This window comes from Pedobacter caeni (genome assembly GCF_900129215.1).
In the GTDB taxonomy this organism is placed as follows: domain Bacteria; phylum Bacteroidota; class Bacteroidia; order Sphingobacteriales; family Sphingobacteriaceae; genus Pedobacter; species Pedobacter caeni.
Window position 1 is genome coordinate 871,818 of sequence record NZ_FQUQ01000004.1, and the last position, 18,141, is coordinate 889,958.

At 42.0% G+C, this 18,141-nt stretch carries 16 protein-coding genes and 1 tRNA gene; 10 read left to right on the forward strand and 7 right to left on the reverse strand.

Features of this window, described 5'->3' with window-relative positions:
* Positions 1–9 precede the first annotated feature (9 nt).
* On the reverse strand, positions 10–1,260 hold the full coding sequence (locus tag BUC20_RS23145) for a PepSY-associated TM helix domain-containing protein (RefSeq protein WP_073233536.1): 1,251 nt from the start codon (positions 1,258–1,260) through the stop codon (positions 10–12).
* 347 nt (positions 1,261–1,607) lie between these two features.
* Between BUC20_RS23145 and BUC20_RS23150 the strand changes: the two genes are divergently transcribed.
* Positions 1,608–2,030 (forward strand): SRPBCC family protein, encoded by a 423-nt coding sequence (locus BUC20_RS23150; protein WP_073233538.1) that lies wholly within the window; start codon positions 1,608–1,610, stop codon positions 2,028–2,030.
* Here the strand turns inward: BUC20_RS23150 and BUC20_RS23155 are convergent, their stop codons facing one another.
* From BUC20_RS23155 to BUC20_RS23165, 3 genes are read right to left on the reverse strand one after another with little or no spacing between them, the layout of a single operon-like run.
* Positions 2,031–3,194, reverse strand: a complete 1,164-nt coding sequence (locus BUC20_RS23155; protein WP_073233540.1) for a TIGR03364 family FAD-dependent oxidoreductase — start codon at positions 3,192–3,194, stop codon at positions 2,031–2,033.
* A gap of 21 nt (positions 3,195–3,215) precedes the next feature.
* A complete protein-coding gene (locus tag BUC20_RS23160; protein ID WP_073233543.1) occupies positions 3,216–4,553 on the reverse strand; it encodes a DUF5690 family protein in 1,338 nt (445 codons plus the stop codon).
* 7 nt (positions 4,554–4,560) lie between these two features.
* The gene (locus BUC20_RS23165; protein WP_073233545.1) at positions 4,561–5,241 is read right to left on the reverse strand and encodes an HAD hydrolase-like protein; all 681 of its coding nucleotides are present in this window, start codon (positions 5,239–5,241) and stop codon (positions 4,561–4,563) included.
* A gap of 161 nt (positions 5,242–5,402) precedes the next feature.
* Between BUC20_RS23165 and BUC20_RS23170 the strand changes: the two genes are divergently transcribed.
* Complete coding sequence (locus tag BUC20_RS23170; RefSeq protein WP_073233547.1) at positions 5,403–5,879, forward strand: TspO/MBR family protein; 477 nt, start codon at positions 5,403–5,405, stop codon at positions 5,877–5,879.
* An 82-nt stretch (positions 5,880–5,961) separates the two neighbouring features.
* Positions 5,962–6,492, forward strand: coding sequence for a hypothetical protein (locus BUC20_RS23175; protein ID WP_073233549.1), 531 nt, complete (start codon positions 5,962–5,964; stop codon positions 6,490–6,492).
* Here BUC20_RS23175 and tamL read toward each other — a convergent pair.
* Positions 6,489–8,897: a translocation and assembly module lipoprotein TamL gene (gene tamL, locus BUC20_RS23180; protein ID WP_073233551.1), complete on the reverse strand. Its 2,409-nt coding sequence runs from the start codon at positions 8,895–8,897 to the stop codon at positions 6,489–6,491. The two genes, BUC20_RS23175 and tamL, sit on opposite strands and share 4 nt — an antisense overlap.
* Between tamL and BUC20_RS23185 the strand changes: the two genes are divergently transcribed.
* The 3 genes from BUC20_RS23185 to BUC20_RS23195 all read left to right on the forward strand — a co-directional run bounded on the left by BUC20_RS23185 (position 8,888) and on the right by BUC20_RS23195 (position 9,971).
* Positions 8,888–9,637, forward strand: a complete 750-nt coding sequence (locus tag BUC20_RS23185; protein WP_073233553.1) for a TrmH family RNA methyltransferase — start codon at positions 8,888–8,890, stop codon at positions 9,635–9,637. The genes tamL and BUC20_RS23185 overlap by 10 nt on opposite strands.
* 48 nt (positions 9,638–9,685) lie before the next feature.
* A tRNA-Cys gene (locus BUC20_RS23190) sits at positions 9,686–9,756 on the forward strand.
* Positions 9,757–9,794: 38 nt separating this feature from the next.
* On the forward strand, positions 9,795–9,971 hold the full coding sequence (locus BUC20_RS23195; protein ID WP_069377966.1) for a spore protein: 177 nt from the start codon (positions 9,795–9,797) through the stop codon (positions 9,969–9,971).
* A 98-nt stretch (positions 9,972–10,069) separates the two neighbouring features.
* Here BUC20_RS23195 and BUC20_RS23200 read toward each other — a convergent pair whose 3' ends face one another.
* Entirely contained in the window at positions 10,070–11,098 is a 1,029-nt protein-coding gene (locus BUC20_RS23200) for a quinone-dependent dihydroorotate dehydrogenase (protein WP_073233555.1), read from the reverse strand.
* A gap of 241 nt (positions 11,099–11,339) precedes the next feature.
* Here BUC20_RS23200 and BUC20_RS23205 point away from each other — a divergent pair, with 241 nt between their 5' ends.
* A complete protein-coding gene (locus BUC20_RS23205) occupies positions 11,340–13,256 on the forward strand; it encodes an ABC-F family ATP-binding cassette domain-containing protein (RefSeq protein ID WP_073233557.1) in 1,917 nt (638 codons plus the stop codon).
* On the forward strand, positions 13,211–14,524 hold the full coding sequence (locus BUC20_RS23210) for a type IX secretion system plug protein (RefSeq protein ID WP_234994583.1): 1,314 nt from the start codon (positions 13,211–13,213) through the stop codon (positions 14,522–14,524). Before BUC20_RS23205 ends, BUC20_RS23210 begins: the two co-directional genes overlap by 46 nt.
* Positions 14,525–14,526: 2 nt before the next feature.
* On the opposite strand, the gene BUC20_RS23215 is transcribed toward BUC20_RS23210, so the two are convergent.
* Positions 14,527–16,017, reverse strand: coding sequence for an alpha-amylase (locus BUC20_RS23215; protein WP_073233559.1), 1,491 nt, complete (start codon positions 16,015–16,017; stop codon positions 14,527–14,529).
* A 143-nt stretch (positions 16,018–16,160) separates the two neighbouring features.
* Here BUC20_RS23215 and BUC20_RS23220 point away from each other — a divergent pair, with 143 nt between their 5' ends.
* Both BUC20_RS23220 and BUC20_RS23225 read left to right on the forward strand, forming a co-directional pair.
* Positions 16,161–17,552, forward strand: coding sequence for a phosphatase PAP2 family protein (locus tag BUC20_RS23220; protein ID WP_073233561.1), 1,392 nt, complete (start codon positions 16,161–16,163; stop codon positions 17,550–17,552).
* 28 nt (positions 17,553–17,580) lie between these two features.
* Positions 17,581–18,102 (forward strand): acyl-CoA thioesterase, encoded by a 522-nt coding sequence (locus tag BUC20_RS23225; protein ID WP_073233563.1) that lies wholly within the window; start codon positions 17,581–17,583, stop codon positions 18,100–18,102.
* Positions 18,103–18,141 lie beyond the last annotated feature (39 nt).

Genomic DNA, 18,141 nt, shown 5'->3' on the forward strand with positions numbered 1-18,141 from the left:
TTTTTGTAATTAGGTAATACTTTCTTCAACTACAGCAGTCTTTTTAACGATAGGTTTAGCCTTGGCCACCTTGGTATTTTTTGGTTTCTTTTTCCGTTTACCCCACCAGATGATAAATCCGGTAATGGGTAACGAAGCACCGATCAGTGAGGCAAAAAAAGCAAGGAATTTACCCGGCAAACCCAATATGGAACCCACATGAATATCGTAATTCATTTTTCGGAGCTTTGTTGGAAAAGAGGCTTCAGAGAACTTTACATCATACACCGGATGTGCGGGAAATTCTTTTAAAGTATGACGGTCAAAACTAAAGCTCATGTTGTCATAATACCGGCCTGCAGTAGGATAGATATAAATGTTGATTGCAGATTTCGCATCTGCAGTATCGGGATAACCATAATAGAAACCCTGTGCTTCGGGCACCTGTGTGATGACCTTTTTCCAGGCGAGGTCCATCGCTGTGCGGGAAGTATAAAACTTGTTCGCCTGCAAAGAATCAGATTTTACATCCTTGTAGTCAGGTAGCGTCTGTCCGGCTGAAGTTACCCAATACAGACCTTTGCTGTACCATTCAATCCCATATACCATCCCTGTCAGTCCTATTGCCAGGACAATGAACAAAGAATAAAATCCGAGCACATTATGAAAATCATAGTTTACCCTTTTAAATGAAGCACCCCATTTGATCTGGAAGCTCCGTTCCCGGGTACTTTTGGTCCATTTCTTTGGCCACCACAAAACAATTCCGGTAATTAACGTGATCACAAAGATCAGGGTGCTATAATTAACGATAGGCCTTCCGATCTTGTAAGGCAACCATAAAAAACGATGTCCGCTAAGCACAAAACTAAAGAAATCTGTTTGTCCTTTTTCTTTCACTTCCTTCTTAACGAGTGCTCCGGTATAAGGATTGAGGTAAAGGGAAATGTTCCCTCTTCTTCCTTCTCCCAGCCCGACGGTAACCACTTTACCTTGTTGATAAGTCGCATAGCTCACCTTTTTATCCGGAAAGATTTTAGCAGCTGCATCTGATAACTGGGAAGGTGTCAGGACAGGTTTATCCTGTCTGGCAATATTAAATTCAGGGTTTACGAAAGATTTGATCTCGTCTATAAATACGTAAAGGCATCCCGTTACGCAAACGATCACCATGATGATTCCTGTAACCAGACCGAGCCAAAGGTGAAGCCAGGCAGAGATCCGGTAAAATAAGGAACGTGGGTGTTTTTTCTTCTTAGGGCTTGTCGTGTTGCTTGTCATCGGGCTCAGGCTAAAAATGTATCTGCAATAAAATAATTGCACGCTTGCCCCTCAACAAAAAATCTCTAAATTGCATTACTTTTAATTGTTCAAGGTTAAGAGTTCTTCACCCTCAGGTGATTCGCCGTACAGTTAGCGCTGTACGGCTATTTTTTTTCGCCATGTAATTGGCATGGGCAAATATAACCTTATTTAGAATAGTTACAAATAAACCTGAGCTTTTTTATTTTAAAACTTTATGGCCAAAAAATTAAGGGAACTGATAATTGTCCTGAATGCCCCTTAAATAATTCTCTTTTGCCCTTTGTTGACGTTCAGATTAGGCTTACCTTGAACAGAAAAAAGAGATGGCTAACATAGAACATATCAACGTAATAAAGGCTCCTATAGCTAAAGTATACGAAGCACTGACCACAGAAGAAGGCCTTGCTGCAGTATGGACCAGTGAATTGAAAGTAAAACAAGAAGTCGGTTTTATCAATGAGTTCAGCTTTGGTGCTGAAACGGATTATTTTGAGATTAAGGCACTTGTTCCTAACCAGGGAGTGTTGTGGTATTGCATAAATTCCGATCCCCAATGGATAGGAACAAGTGTTTCTTTTGATCTGGAAGAAAAGAGAGGAAAAACGCATGTGACCCTGAAACAGACGGACTGGGCAGAGGTAACCGAGTTTTACCGGCATTGCAACTATAACTGGGCTTTTTTCCTCTATAGTCTTCAGCAGTATTGTGAAAACGGAAAAGGCATCAATTATCAGCAGCGCTACTGATTAAATTCCCAGGATCTTCTTCATGCTGGCTTCGGTATAACCTGCACTTGCGGTCATACCTTTACCACCGATACAGGTACGGATATGGATACAATCCTCGATATCATACTCCAGAATATGCTCGGTAGGATGTTGCGGATAAAATCCCGCCCAGGTAGTAGCCATATCACGGAGGTTGAAATTCACAATCCGTTCCCCTTCTTTCATCATGAGCTCATTGATGTGTTGTTTCACATTAAAACCAAGCTCATCAAAATGATTCACATCAGCATATTCATGGGAATCACCGATGATAAAACTGCCGTCTTCTGCTTTTTTAAACAGGAGGTGAATTCCCCATTCTTTCAATTCCCTGTAATGTTCCGGGATGCTTAAATTCTTAAAGGAAGGACAATATTCTTCGAAACTCTCATACCTTCTGATGGTTAAACCAGTTAAAATATTGCCTTCAAGTTCCACTTTCGGCATAGGAACAGTACGCATCATCTGAAGTTTACTGATCACTTGCCCACTCTTTTCAAATAAGACAGGAAACAACAGTTTAAATTCATAGCCATTGCAAAGCACCGCTTTATCTGCACTATAAATATCTCCTCTGCTTAAACGAACTTCTGCTCCCTTTCCATTAGCTACGCAATCCACAACCGGCGAATTGCACAGCAAGGTATACCCTTCAAATTTCCCGCGCATGAACTCCTGCAAGCGATAAATCATCGCAGTAGGGTCTACACTGATCTCCTGATCAAAAAGTAAAGCTTCTTTTGCATAGCTGCTTCTTATAGCAGGGTATCTAGTCAGAACCTGTTCTTTTCCCAGCAGTTGCTGAGTATAACCCAAAGTATCATAATGTGCTTTAAGTTCATGAATCAGATTTTGTTCTTCCTCATCTGAGGCAATGTATACACTTCCGTTTTTTCTTACAGAGATGTCAAATTCCTGTTGAATTTCCTGATAGATCTCCAGACCACGAACCCCATAATCAAACCATACACCCGTCATTCCGGAAGGAATCACCTGACCAAAATTCCTTACCGTAGCACCTACCGGATAGTTGTCCTTTTCCAGTTGTAAAACTTTCTTTCCGTTTTTTAAGGCATGGTAAGCATGAAAAGTGCCTAATATTCCACCTCCAATTACAATCAGGTCATAATGTTTTGTATTCATTTTTAAAATTTTAATGGTGATTTATTCTGCGCCCCTTTTCACCTCCAGGCTCAATCCGGAGAGGGTAATATTACTTTCTTTTTTTTTATTCTTTAAACTTTTCTGGCGGAAATACAGCAGAGAGAACATGCTGCAGGTTACCCCTACCACAGCCGCGATGACCGCACTCTGTCTGAAAAAATGACCCCAGCTGATTTCCGCATCTCCAAACTCTTTGAACAACAGAATGCTCACACTACCCAGGTATCCGATAGAATCCGCCACATACATCACGAAACCAATATTGCTTTTGTAATGGAAAGCAGCAATCATCCGCTCAAAGAAGATGGCATTGTAAGGAATATAAGCCATGTATAAGCCCATCCCCACCATGACCATCCATACCACCGGGCTGATGTAATGTGCATCAAAAAGTAAGGTTCCGATTCCGGTTAAGGCGCATCCGGCGATGATCATTCCGTGAATGATGATGAAGGCTTTCATGTTGTTCTTTACCAGGATCAGCATGCTCACCAGGAACAAGACTACCAGGGCAATGAAACCATCTATTTTGGTATAGATATGGTTGTCTGTTACGCCCAAGTCATGCCAGATCTCGACTTCAAAATTATCCCTCAGGTCGCGGATTACGGTCAGCACCACATAGATGATCACCGTGAGGATAATCCCCGGCAGGAAGTTCAGGAGGAACTTTTTGCGTTGTGCCGCATCCATCGGTGCCCTTTTGGTTCTTAACAACTGATCTTCCTTCGTGGGTGGCGGCATGAGTTCCAGAAAGCCTACAAACAGCAATAATGGAATCACAAACAACAAACCGGTACAAAAAGGCATCCAGTATTCATTTACGGGAAAAATATCCATGATTGTCCTTGCTACTGTTTTAATAAATCCCGAAGCAAAGATCAGGCTGACCGACAGAATGGCGCCCATGAACTCTGTATTGCGCCTTCCTTCCAGGTAGCTGAACACCAGCCCCCAGATCATTCCTAAAGGAAAACCATTGATCAACAGGAAAGCAATGTTCCAGGGAGCAGGAACCAGGGCAAAACCGAGCAGGGCTAACCAGGAGATCCCAATCAGCTTAAGGATACTTCTTCCCCTGTTCTTTCCTGAAGATTCTGCGATAAAACGAATGCCATAAAATTTGCTGAACGTATAACCCAATACCTGGGCAATCACCAGCCATACTTTATAATCAATCCCCAGATAGCTATGCTCATCAAAGGTGCCCGCCGTAAATGCTTTACGAAAAGCATACATACTCGTATAACAACCAAAGGCTGCTAAGCCAGCCAATATCGAGATATGACTATACGACCATCCGGCAACTTTGTTCCGGCAATGCTGTAAGAGGCTCATCCTGAAATTATTGACTAATGATTGCTAACACTTCAGAGATATCATCAATGATATGTGTAGGATGATATGGCAGCAATTCATCATGGGTAAATGCCCCGGTGGTAATGCCGATGGTATATTTACAACCTGAATTTAAGCCCTCATTTACATCCACCTCGGTGTCTCCTACTTTGGCCACTTCCATTGGGTCTGTGATGTTTAACTCTGCCATGATCTTTCTGATCATATCAGGATATGGTCTTCCATTGGCTACCTCATCACTTGCAACCATATAATCTACAGTATCCTCCCATTTCAGGCGGGAAATGATGATGTCGGCGATATCTCTTGAAAACCCGGTATCCAGGCCTATTTTAATGCCTAGTTTTTTCAATTGAATAAAAGTGTTTTCTACGTTAGGAAGGGGAACCACATCGGCAGAGGTCTGGTAGAAGTTGATCATGAAGGCCACAAAATCAGTATGGATATCAGCAATCAGTTCTGCAGTAATCTTCGTTTGATCTGGTTCTTCTTTCTGAAGGATCATTTCTATGGCAATAGGTTTCTCATAACCCATTATTGGATTGATCACCTCAATATTTACTTCATAACCATGAGCTTTCATGGCTTGCTGGAAAGCCAGACCTACGTAATTTTTATCTTTTACGGTGGTACCGGCCATGTCGAACACTACTAATTTTATAGACATCTTAGAACATTTATTTGTTCTGCAATACTAAACTTTGTTTATTAAAACTAAACAAAGTTAAAGTTAAGGAATTGTTAGTTTTCTTTATCTTCGCCCAGTGACCTGGCAAACATCTTTGCTCTTGCCTTGTTAAGCAGATTAGAAATTAAAAAAAGAAACAGATGAAGTTCAATCCTATTGCCTTTGTTGTGAACCTGGCCATTCCTTTAGCTGCCGGTGCTTTGGGCAGCATATTAACCCTTACCTCCGTAAAAACATGGTATCCGACTTTAGCGAAACCTTCTTTTAATCCGCCCGACTGGCTTTTCCCTCCGGTATGGACTTCTCTATTTATCCTGATGGGATTTTCGGCTTATCTGGTATGGCAAAAGAGGGCACAGGTAGCTCATTTCCCAAGAACCATTGCGGTTTATTTTATACAGATTGTCTTAAATATATTGTGGTCTTTCCTGTTTTTCTATGCCCATTCTATCGGTGCAGCTTTGTTTGAAATCTTTGCTTTACTGATCGCCATTGTGATCAATGCCAGGGTATTTTATAAGATCGACAAAACCGCAGGCCTGCTTTTCATTCCTTACTTTCTTTGGGTATGTTTTGCAACACTGCTGACTTACAACATTTTCAGCCTGAACGGATAATTTATTGGACAAGACCTAAAAACATAAGTGCTTTTGTTACATTTGGGATATTTTTTAATCATCTTAAATGATTTGTAGCATAATGAAACCAGTATCCTTATTGTTTTTTCTATTCCTGGCCTATACATCTGTCTTTGCACAAAATGCAGACATCAATAATTTTATCGTTAAGGAAAGCCTGCTTAAAAACAGTAAACTGGCCATTATCGCTGCAGATTCACTGGACCATCCCATAGAAAAGATCAATGGGGTATATACCTTTACGGTAAGTGGATTTACGCAGTCCATTACTTTCAATGATGGAGTTGCCGTATTGCCTTTACAATTAGAAAGGTCTGCATTTGTCTACCTGAAACATCAAAATGATAAGGGTACACACAGCAAGCTCCTGTATGTCTACAAAAAGGATGGCACCTTAAATCCATACACGATCAACAGCATGTGGCTGATCCTGTTTCCGGTGATCCTGGTATTTCTGGCCTTTGCCTTCAGAAAGTTCATCATCATCGCTGTGATCCTGTTACTGATTTTCTTTTACTTCAACCATAGCAACGGACTAAATGTATCAACTTTCTTTGAGACGGTCTTTGACGGCCTGAAGAAAATGTTCTAGAAAGGCATCCCTATCCCGAAATTGTATTGTACAAACCGATAGCCATCAGGGGCATTTTTCAGCCTATAGGCATCTTTAAAGGCCTTGCCTCCGCTAAAGAATTTGCTGATGACCCATTGGTCAGATCCTGTAAATTGTGGGTCTTTAAGTTTTAGTCCGATGTCAAAACGGAATACAAAATATTGTACATCATAACGGAAGCCCATACCGGTACCGATGGCGATCTGTTTACCCAGATTTTTAAGTTCAAAACGGGTTTCCGGCTTACCTTTAGACGCACTATCTGAAATATTCCACACATTACCAAAATCCAGAAACACCGCACCTTTTAGTTTACCGCCAAAAAATTTATCCAATAGTTTATACCGGTATTCCAGGTTCGCTTCCAGGTGCATCTCTCCCAACTGGTCAATTCCATAAAGTGCTTTACGTTCTTCTTGACTAGTGAGGGTCTCTCCTCTGTTGTAATTACCAGGACCCAGTGTTCTGGCCTGCCAGGCTCTCACCCCTGCGGAACCTCCGGCAAAGAAAGATTTCTCAAAGGGCATCTGTACAGAGTTCCCATAGGCATAACCTATTCCCGCATTCAGCCTGCTCACAAACTGTCGCTCTCCTCCTAAACTTTTATACCAGCGGATGTCAATTTCCGGCCGGATATACTGATTAAATGGCAATCCAAGAATTTCTGCAGGATTATCGTTTTTAGCATCACTTTTGCTTCCGGTAAGCTTAGATATTCCCTGCAACAAGTTACCGGCAACATCGAGGTTTCCACGGAAATAAATAAAACTTTTATTGCTCAAAAGCTTGTCCGCATTTAAAGAGTAGGTATATTTTATTCCTAAGGTGATGTCTTTTCTGGCCAGTAGTCTTAATGAATAAAGATTGTTTAAGATCAGGTGTTCAAAGTTCCCTGTCGAGTCATTGGCGTTGAAAAGTAAACTACCAAACCTATATTCGAAATTTAAAGGAGTGAGCGAGTGTAACTTCGATTTTGTCTCAATAAATTCATAGGTAAGAGAGGCCAGGTATACCCTTCTGGTGAAGAGGTCCTTTTGTAAGGAATAAACATAACTGGTAGAAAACACGGTATGTGGCATCCCCCCTTTTCCTGTCACATATTTTGAGAAAAACGGGGCCATCAGGCGGGGAACAGATAAACTGGCGCTGACCGAAAAGTCGCGTTGGTAGATGTCGCCAAAAAGGCCTCCACCCTGTCCTACTCTGGATTGCAATCCACCCTTTATCTGAAATTCAAATCGTTCAGCACCCCGCAGAAAATTATTATTGGTATAGGTATTACTCAAGTTAAACCCAACTGTTCCACCATTAAAAGGCACCTCCCCCTCCACTCTGTTGCTCATAATTTTCTGAGGGATCAACTGGATAAAAGGGTTCACTTTATTGGAGCTGTCTTTCGCTTTCTGGTATTCAATTTTTACATTCTTAAACACATTCAGCTCATACAAACGGTCAAAAGTGGTGGTCTCGTTACGAACATCATATTCTTCGCCCTGACGTAGGAAATTATACCTGACTATCGGGTTTCTTCTAAACTTTTTTGAAAGGTCGGTATACCTCAACCCTTTAAAAATCCTTTTGTTTAAGACCACTGTATCCGGATATCCCTCTGAGTTGGGGGCAATCAATACATTGGCTTCTCCGATGGTGTATTTCACATGATGAGGTTTATCCAATGGGTTATCAATCTGCAGTGTTACTTTTGCCTTACTGGCATTGCTGTTGGAATCGACCAGATATTTCACATAAGGTTTTGAAAAATCATAATATCCGTTCTCTCTCATCAGCTGGTAAATCTGATCCCGCTCATGTCCAAGTGAATCATCATCGTAACGCATTCCTTTTTTAAGGTGGGAAAACAGCTCTTTCTTTGACAGGTACAAGCTTTTAACCGCGGAATCCGGGATTTCATATTTGATGTCACTAATCGAGAACTCAGGGCCCATTTTTGTAGAAAAAAGAACTTCTGCTTTTTGATTTTTAACCTTAATATCTGATTTCACCTTTGCCATAAAATAGCCTTTGGAAACCAGGTATTTTTCAATCTGGTTGCGGGAGATTTCTACCAGGGCGCTATCCAGAATCGGAGGCGGACTTCCAATAGACTTGATGTTGCTCGTCTTATAGCGGCCGTTTTTGGTATTGAAAATATTATATAGAAATACATTCACCCCGATTGTTGAAGTGGGACGGATGTCTTTTTGAATATAGTTGTAAGCTTCTTCTTCGAAAGTTTTGCTGAGGCTGTCGATTTTTACCTTTTTAACAACAGATTGATAGTCTTCAATGTATTTTGTTGAGGAACATCCTGTGACAAAAACAATAATAAGTAGTAATATTGCACGAAACCCGACATTCTTTTTATAATTATAGTATGCTTTCAAAATCTCAAATAAGTTTTATTAAATCGTTACATCAAAAAAAGTACCGTAAAGAAAATGGGATATTTATTATTGAAGGTATAAAATCTATTGCAGAGTTTATTCAATCTTCATACCAGATTCACAGCATCTATTATCTGGCTCAATATCAGCCGCTACTTCCAGCTTTACCGGCAAATATAAAGTTATTTGAAGTAAACAACGCGGAACTCGATAAGATTAGTACATTGCAGACTCCACAAGGGATTCTTGCCCTTGTTCGTATCCCTGAAAATCCGGTATTGGACGTTAAACAACTAAGAGATGCCTTTTCCTTAGTACTGGATGATGTACAGGATCCGGGAAATCTGGGCACGATTATCCGCACTGCAGATTGGTTTGGCTTTAAACAGATCATTTGCTCCAATCATACAGTAGAAGTCTATAACCCGAAAACGGTACAGGCAACCATGGGTTCCTTAAGCAGGGTAAATATTTTCTATCAGGACCTGGCTCCTCTTTTATCGGCAAAGACAGTTCCGGTATTTGGGGCAGTATTTAATGGCAAAAGTATGTATGATATGGACTGGGGAAAGGAAGGATTGGTTGTTTTGGGGAATGAAGGGCAGGGAATTTCCCCGGAAATCCTCGAATTGATTAGCGATCCGGTGACCATTCCGAGGATTGGAGGAGCAGAATCTTTAAACGTAGCTGTTTGTGCTGCAATACTATGCGCAGATATTAGCAGAAATTTTCAGAAATAAATTGCATACTAAGTTATAATTACTATTTTTGCATCCTGAATTTCAACAGGTCGAGTGGCCGAGTGGCTAGGCAGAGGTCTGCAAAACCTCCTACAGCGGTTCGAATCCGCTCTCGACCTCAGATTTATAATAAATTAAAAAATTAAAGGTTCACACCATGGCAGTAACGAGATTAAAAAGAAAAGACAGAAGAAATAAGACTTTCGCTAAATTAGACGTGAAAAACTTAAAGTTAGCTACGAACATCGAATTGGGTAGCCGTTCTAAACAATCTACTAAAGACCAATTGGCTAAAAACAATGCGGTTCTTGATAAACTTACTGCAAAAGCATAAGTTTCTGTTTTAACAACACAAAAAAGACCTTAGGATATCCTAAGGTCTTTTTTTATGCCTGTTATTTTCCTTGAAGGCCTTCAACTGAAAGAACCCGCCTAAACGAGTTCTTTACAAATTCTTTTCACTATTCCAGGTCCTTCATAAATGAAGCCTGTATAAAGCTGTACCAGAGCTGCACCAGCCTCCAGCTTATCTTTAGCATCCTGCGGAGAATGAATTCCTCCCACCCCTATGATCGGGAATGCTTTATTTGATTTGTCGGACAGGTACCTGATCACCTCTGTAGACCGAAGGGTCAATGGCTTTCCACTTAATCCTCCCGCTTCATTCAGCACTTTCTCCGTCGTACGTAAACCAGACCTGTCAATGGTCGTATTGGTGGCAATCACACCTGCGATTCCGGTCTCCATTACAATTTCCACGATATCGTCCAGTTGCTCATTAGTCAGGTCAGGAGCGATCTTTAACAAAATCGGCCTGCAAACCTCATGCGTCTGATTTCTTTGCTGCAGCGTATTCAACAAGTGCATCAGCGGTTCTTTCTCTTGCAGCTCCCTTAATCCTGGTGTATTCGGGGAACTGACATTGACCACAAAGTAATCCACCACATCAAACAGGCGGTCAAAACATTTGATATAATCATTTACCGCATCCTCATTGGGGGTGCTTTTATTTTTACCGATGTTTCCACCGATCACAATGCTCTTATCTTTATCTTTCAGCAGTCTTAAACGTTCTGCCAGCGTATCTACTCCTTTATTGTTGAAGCCCATCCTGTTGATGATCGCCCCATCTTCCGGCAGGCGGAACATACGCGGCTTATCATTTCCCGGCTGAGGCAATGGTGTAACCGTGCCCACTTCTATAAATCCAAAACCGAGATTGCTCAGCGCCTCTATGTATTCTCCGTTTTTATCAAATCCTGCGGCAAGTCCTACGGGATTTCTAAACTTTATTCCAAAAACTTCCCTTTCCAGCCCTTTAATGTTCACATCAAAGCTGCTGCGTAAAATTGTTCTCCCAAGTGGGAAATGATTATGGAACCAATTCAGCTGTTTCACCACAAAATGGTGCACTTTTTCTGGATCAAACTGGAAAAACAGGGGTTTAATTAGACGATACATTTAACGAATATAGAAAGGGTTTAGACAAGGCGCAAAAATACGCAGTAATGTTAAGAAAACATCAACACTACGCATAAAATTACTGCCAGTGCAGAGCCGAAGCCAGGTTCAGCCTTCATGATAAACGCAGAAACACGCAAAAAACAGGGATTTAAAGGTCGTAAAAGGGATAAAATAAATTACAAAACGATCAGAATAATATACTGATGAAAAGCAAACAAAGTTGTATTTTTGCAGCCAAATGATTTCAATAAACGACTTAACATTCCTGATAGGCTCCAGAGCTTTATACGACGAGGCAAACTGGCACATTAAACCAGGCGAGAGAATTGGATTAATCGGAGCCAACGGAACCGGTAAATCTACCCTTCTAAAAATAATCGTTGGAGAGTATGGCCCCTCAGCAGGTACTATTTCTATGTCGAAAGACCTGAAAATAGGTTACCTGAACCAGGATTTACTTTCTTACGACTCACACCATAGCATTTTACACGTAGCGATGGAGGCCTTTGAGCGCCAAAATCAACTTCATGATGAAATTGATGTCCTCCTAAAAAAGATTGAAACTGATTATTCTGAGGAAGTTTTAAATAAACTGAGCGATAAGCAACAGGAGTTTGAAGCTTTAGATGGATATAGCATAGAATACCGGGCAAATGAGATCCTTGCAGGTCTTGGTTTTAGCACTGCAGATCAGCACAGGCCGTTAAACACTTTCTCCGGAGGATGGAGGATGAGGGTAATGCTTGCAAAAATCCTTTTGCAAACGCCGGATATCCTGTTACTGGATGAGCCTACCAACCACATGGATTTACCTTCCATCAAATGGCTGGAAACTTACTTATTGAGCTTCGAAGGGGCGATTGTGATTGTTTCTCACGATAGGTACTTCTTAGACAAAGTGGTGAACCGTATTGTAGAGTCCCGTAAAGGAAAACTAACACCTTATGCAGGTAACTATACCTTCTATCTGGAAGAAAAATCCCTTCGCGGAGAGATCCAGAAAGGAGAATTTAAAAACCAGCAGGCGAAGATCAAACAGGAAGAAAGATTGATCGAGCGTTTCCGTGCCAAAGCTTCCAAAGCGAAAATGGCACAGTCCAGAATGAAAGCCCTGGATAAAATGGAGCGTGTGGAAGATGTGGATGATGACAATCCAACAGTAAACTTCCAGTTCAAATTCTCTAAACCATCCGGCCGTCACGTGATCCGCGTAGAGGAAGCTTACAAAAGCTACCCTAATGTAGAGATCCTTGAAAATGCGGAAGGCTTAATCGAAAAAGGAGATAAAATCGCTTTAATCGGTGCCAACGGTAAGGGTAAATCCACTTTATTGCGGATCATCGCAGGTGCAGAAACGTTTGATGGTAAATGCGAAACCGGTCATAATGTAACGACCACCTTCTTTGCACAGCATCAGCTGGAGTCTTTACACCTGGACAACACCATTCTGGAGGAACTTCAGGCCTTTGCGCCTAAGCATACCGATACGGAACTGCGTGGCATCCTGGGCTGTTTCCTTTTCACAGGCGACGATGTGTTCAAAAAGATCCGCGTCCTGTCAGGAGGAGAAAAATCAAGGGTAGCATTGGCGAAATCATTAACTACAGATTCAAACTTCCTGATTCTGGATGAGCCTACGAATCACCTGGACATCCAATCGGTAAACATCCTGATTCAGGCATTGACACAATATGAAGGAACCTTTATCGCAGTATCTCACGATAGGTATTTCCTGGATAATGTTGCCAATAAAATCTGGTTCATCGAAGACAAAGACATTAAAGAGTATCCTGGCACTTATGCAGAATACGAAGAATGGAATGCCAAAAGACCACCTGCAGCACCTTCCAGCGTTCCGGTAAGACCAGATAAAGAGGTAAAACCAAAGGTAGCAGAACAGAAAGCGGCCCCAAGCAATCAGCAGCAGTTAAAAAAGCTGAATGAGCAATTGAAAAAGATTGAAACTGAGATTGCCGGGTTCGAACAAAATGTAAAAAGTATTGAGGCAGAAATCGCAGATGAAGCGGTCTATTCAAATAGCGCTAAATTAGCAGAAGCCAACAAAAATTATATCAATGCGAAGCACCAGCTGGACAATGCCCAGAACAAATGGGAAGAGCTGGCATCGGACATTATGGAAATGGAAGAAAAATGATAAAATCAGGCGGATTCTTTTTCCTGCTGTTATTAAGTATGCAAATTGCTGTGGCTCAGGACCGGCAATTTGTATACGACAATAAGGTTTACCTGCCCGAAATCCGGACGGTACAATGTTACAACATGCAGAAAGAGCAGTCCTTACCTGTTATCGCGCTCAATTCCAATGAACAACTCTATTTCTCTTTCGACGACCTGAGCGGCGGAAGTAAGCTCTTTTCTTATACCATAGAGCAATGTACTTCAGACTGGAAACCTTCCCGTCTTTCACCTCTGGACTATCTCGAAGGGCTTTCGGAAGACCGGATTACGGAATATAAATATTCTTTCAGCACTTTACAGAAATACACCAATTACTCGCTGATCTTACCCAATTCCCAGATTAAACCGAAAATCTCCGGCAATTACTTATTGAAAGTATACGAGGAAGGAAATCCTCAGCAGGCGGTACTTTCTCAAAGATTTTATGTGGTCAATAAACAGGTAGATGCAGGCGTCAACATTACGGCAAGTCAGCAGGTCTCGCTACGTCAGACGAACCAAAAGATCGACCTGACCATTGCACACCGCACACCGATTCAGAATCCGTCCCTTGACTTAAAAGCGGTGATCATGCAAAATGGCATTCCTCAGACGGCCATCCTGAATACCAACCCTACTTTTATCCGGCCAGGCGCACTTGTATACAACGACCTGAATGGCAATGATTTTCAGGCAGGAAATGAGTTCAGAAAATTTGACATCCGCAGCTTCCGTTATAAAGCAGAAAATGTACAGGAAATCATCAGGGAAGATACGGCCATCAATGTGACACTATTTACCGATATCAATGGCAATGCCACAAAATTTACCAACAGGTTTGATGAGAATGGCAACTTCTTTATCAGGAATAGCGAAGGCCGTGATCCGAATACAGACAGTGATTATGCCAATGTTCAGTTTAGTTTAAACGCAACCCCACCAAATGCAGGAGGAGAAGCTTATGTAGTTGGCCGCTTCAACAATTATGTATTGAACGAAGCCAGCAAACTAAGTTACGAACCCAGCCGTCGGCGGTTTTACAAAAACATCAAACTAAAACAAGGTTTATACGATTACAAATACGTATGGCTGGATAAAAAAACCGGAAAGACAGATGAGTCTGTTTTTGAAGGCTCTTTCTTTGAAACGGAAAATACCTACCAGGTTTTCGTTTATTACCGCAGACCAGGTTCCCGCTGGGAAGAACTCATCGGTTTTTCAAATGTGAATACCACCAAGCGATAAGCCTATCCGGGCTTAAACACCCACACTGAAAGGCTTTCTGCGTTGCAGAAAAATTCTGCCCAACCATTTTCATCCACCTTTACCTCTTCTTCTCTAACCCCTATTGCGTCGATCATCAGCTTGCCTTGATGTTCGCTTCCCATTTCCATCGCTTTAAAGCCTTCTGTTCCATTGCTCATCAGGACCGCCAGGCCAGAATCCGGCTGATCCGGTATGCCCGCTCTTGTCCAGCCGATGCAATTGTGAAAATCCAGATAATCACGCTGTAAACCATAAGCAAGGGTTTTCCTTATGTTGATTAGCCCCGCTAAAGGAGACAATATGGGGAGTTCTATTGCAACTTCCACCCCTGCTTTATCCTTATCTGTATATTTTGCCCCGTAAAGGTCAGGATAGAAGACACAGGGAATGCCCTGCTCCCTGAGCAGAATCAAAGCATAAGCAAGCGGACGGAACCAGAATTCCACATAAGATTCCAGGGCCTGTAAAGGCTGAGAATCATGGTTATCTACAAAAGTGACCGTCAATAAAGGATGACTTTGAACAAGACTCCCCTCAAATATTTTAGTTAGATCGTAATTTTCTTTTTCTACGGCTGCACGGTGAAAATTCCGGTGAAGCAGAGAATCAAACAGCTGCATTCTTCCCTCTGTGATTTCCAGGTAATGCTGCAGCTCTTCCAGGCTTTCAATGTTCCAGTTTTCGGCCACCACAAAAAAACCTTCCGCAAAGGTATTTTTCATATGGTCCAGCCAGTCGATAAGAAAATCGGTAGAAATGTGTTTCACGGCATCCAGACGAAAGCCTCTCATTCCACAGGTATTTACATACCATTCTCCCCATTGTTTCAGGTCTGCACGGACTTCAGGATTCCTGAATTCGACATCATTGTACATCAGGTAGTCATAATTCCCCAATTCCGTTGAAGGCACTTCTTCCCAGCCTTCCCCATATTGGTTTTGAATAGAATAGATTCCCGTTTCTTTACGGTCCTCCGCCCAGTCGATTCCGCTAAAGCAGTCTTTATTCCATATAAATCCGGAGTACTGTCCTGCCCTTCCGGGAAAGTTAAATATGGTCCATGCTTCAATCTCATAAGCTTCAGAGGTAAATTCGTCCCTGTTTTCAGGATTCACCTCCCTTACCATTATCTTTTCAAGCTCATCACCACCTGCTTTATGGTTAAAAACCAGATCCGCGATTACAGCAATTCCTTTTCCCTGCAGGACTTTTATCGCTTCCTGGTATTCCTGTTTAGTACCATACCTCGTTGCTACCGTATTCTTCTGATCAAATTCACCGAGATCGTAAAGGTCGTAGGGATCATAACCTACAGAAGTATTTCCCGAATTGGCTTTATAGGCCGGAGGGAACCAAAGTCCCGTAATCCCTGTTTCTGCAAGCGCGACAGCGTCTTTCCTGGCTTTATTCCATAATTTTTCTTCTTCATTATAATACCAGTGAAAGTACTGCAACAGCGTTTGATTGTCCATGTTAAACAACAACAGCAATACCTATAATTTTGTTTATCAGGCTTTAGAGAATTCCGCTATCTTTGAAGAATTTTATTTTTACTTGTTAATGACAACAATTTAAGGCTTCATTAATTCGTTAAAGTTTTTTTTTACATATACAAATGCAGTTCAAATCTTCTTTTTATCCGCTCTTACTTACCACAGCAATCAGTTTCATTAGTTTTATTGGAAAGGCGCAATATGCAGACAGCACTTTAAAAAAAGCGCCGGTCAATAATTTTTGGAAAAGTTCTTTTGTAAAGAAAACCAGTGTCCCCCTGCTCATGTTTGGGGCTACCGCACTCACCTGGCCACACCGCAAAGAGATCAGGGAAATCAGGAACCGGTTCATCCCGACATTCAGGTATAAATACGATGATTACCTCCAATATGCACCCGCAGCAGCAGTAGTTGCATTAAATATGGCTGGTATAAAGGGCAAGCACAGTCCGAAAAGGGCATTGGTATCCTATGCCTTCTCTCTTGGAATTATGGGAGCTGTAGTAAACGGGGTAAAACATACTGCCAACATTCAGCGTCCGGATGCCAGTGCCAGGAATTCCTTTCCTTCAGGGCATACCGCAATGGCTTTTATGAACGCAGCAGTGCTGGATAAGGAATACGGAGAATACAGACATCCGCTATATGGTGTGGCAGGGTATGCGATGGCTACAGCAACAGCTTTGGGTCGAGGCTTAAACAACAGACATTGGGTGACTGATGTACTTGCCGGTGCAGGTGTAGGAATTCTCTCCACAGAGGTGGGTTATCTCATTACCGATCAGATTTTCAAAAACAGAGGCATGAATGAACCTGTAAAAAGAAATCCGGTTCCGATTCAAGCCAGGCCAAGTTTCCTGGAGATGCACCTTGGCTATGCTACCGCTACGAGCAGAGACCTGAAGGCAGTACCTGGAGAGGAAGGTATTTACAGCAAGGGTGGCTTTAATTATGGACTGGAAGGTGCCTGGTTTCTGAGCAGGAACTTTGGTATAGGTGGAGAATTTGCCTTTACCAGCTTCCCTTTAAACTCAGACCGGGTAGATCTTGGACCAGACATTAACGAGGTCAGCAACGGCTTATATACACAGGCATTAGGCGTCCGGTATTTAAATATCGGTCCTTATTTCAGCCTGCCTTTGGCGAACAACTGGTTTGTCACCGCAAAACTGAATGCTGGTGTTTCTACCGGAAGTGCAGGAAACTTTATCCTGAACATCAAAAAGGAATTTCAGGAAGAGTATGGCACAGCAGAACTCCCTTACCTGAAGTATAAACCTAAACCAGCGGCCAGCTGGTCTGCCGGTGTTGGTATTCAAAAAAGAATTGGCAGGAACACAGCTATCAAGGCTTACACCACCTATTTCGGATCTGCACACGAGTTTGACATGCAGGTGCTTCAGGATATTGATGCAGACGGACATTACGTTTATGAACGCCAGCCTGATGACCATGAAAAAACCCGGTTTAACCACCTGACTTTCGGCATAGGCATCACGGCTTTTCTCTGGTAACTCATTTTTACTTACTTTTGCAGCAGCTATGAGCACAAAAATAAAAAGCCCGAAAGAATCTTTCACCATCATGAATGAATTGGTATTGCCAAATGATACCAATACACTTAACAATTTAATGGGAGGCAGGTTGCTTCACTGGATGGACATTGCCGCTGCTATTTCAGCTCAGAAACATTGCAACAGAATTGTAGTTACTGCATCTGTTGACAACGTGTCGTTTAAACAACCGATCAAACTGGGTGATGTGATCACGATTGAAGCAAAGGTAACCCGTGCCTTCAATACTTCTGTAGAAGTAAGGCTTGATGTATGGGCAGAAAATATCCCATCGGGAAGCCGCGTGAAATCCAATGAGGCTTATTATACTTTTGTGGCTGTAGACCAAAGCGGAAGAACCATTCCGGTTCCGGAATTAAGCCCTGAAACTGCAGAAGAAACTGAACTATTTGCAGGTGCACTGAGGAGGAGACAACTTCGTTTGATCCTGGGCGGAAAAATGAAAGCCAATGATGCTAAAGAACTTAAGGCCCTGTTTTTCGAAGATTAAAACCATATTCCCTATAATCCGTTATTAAATAAAAAGGAA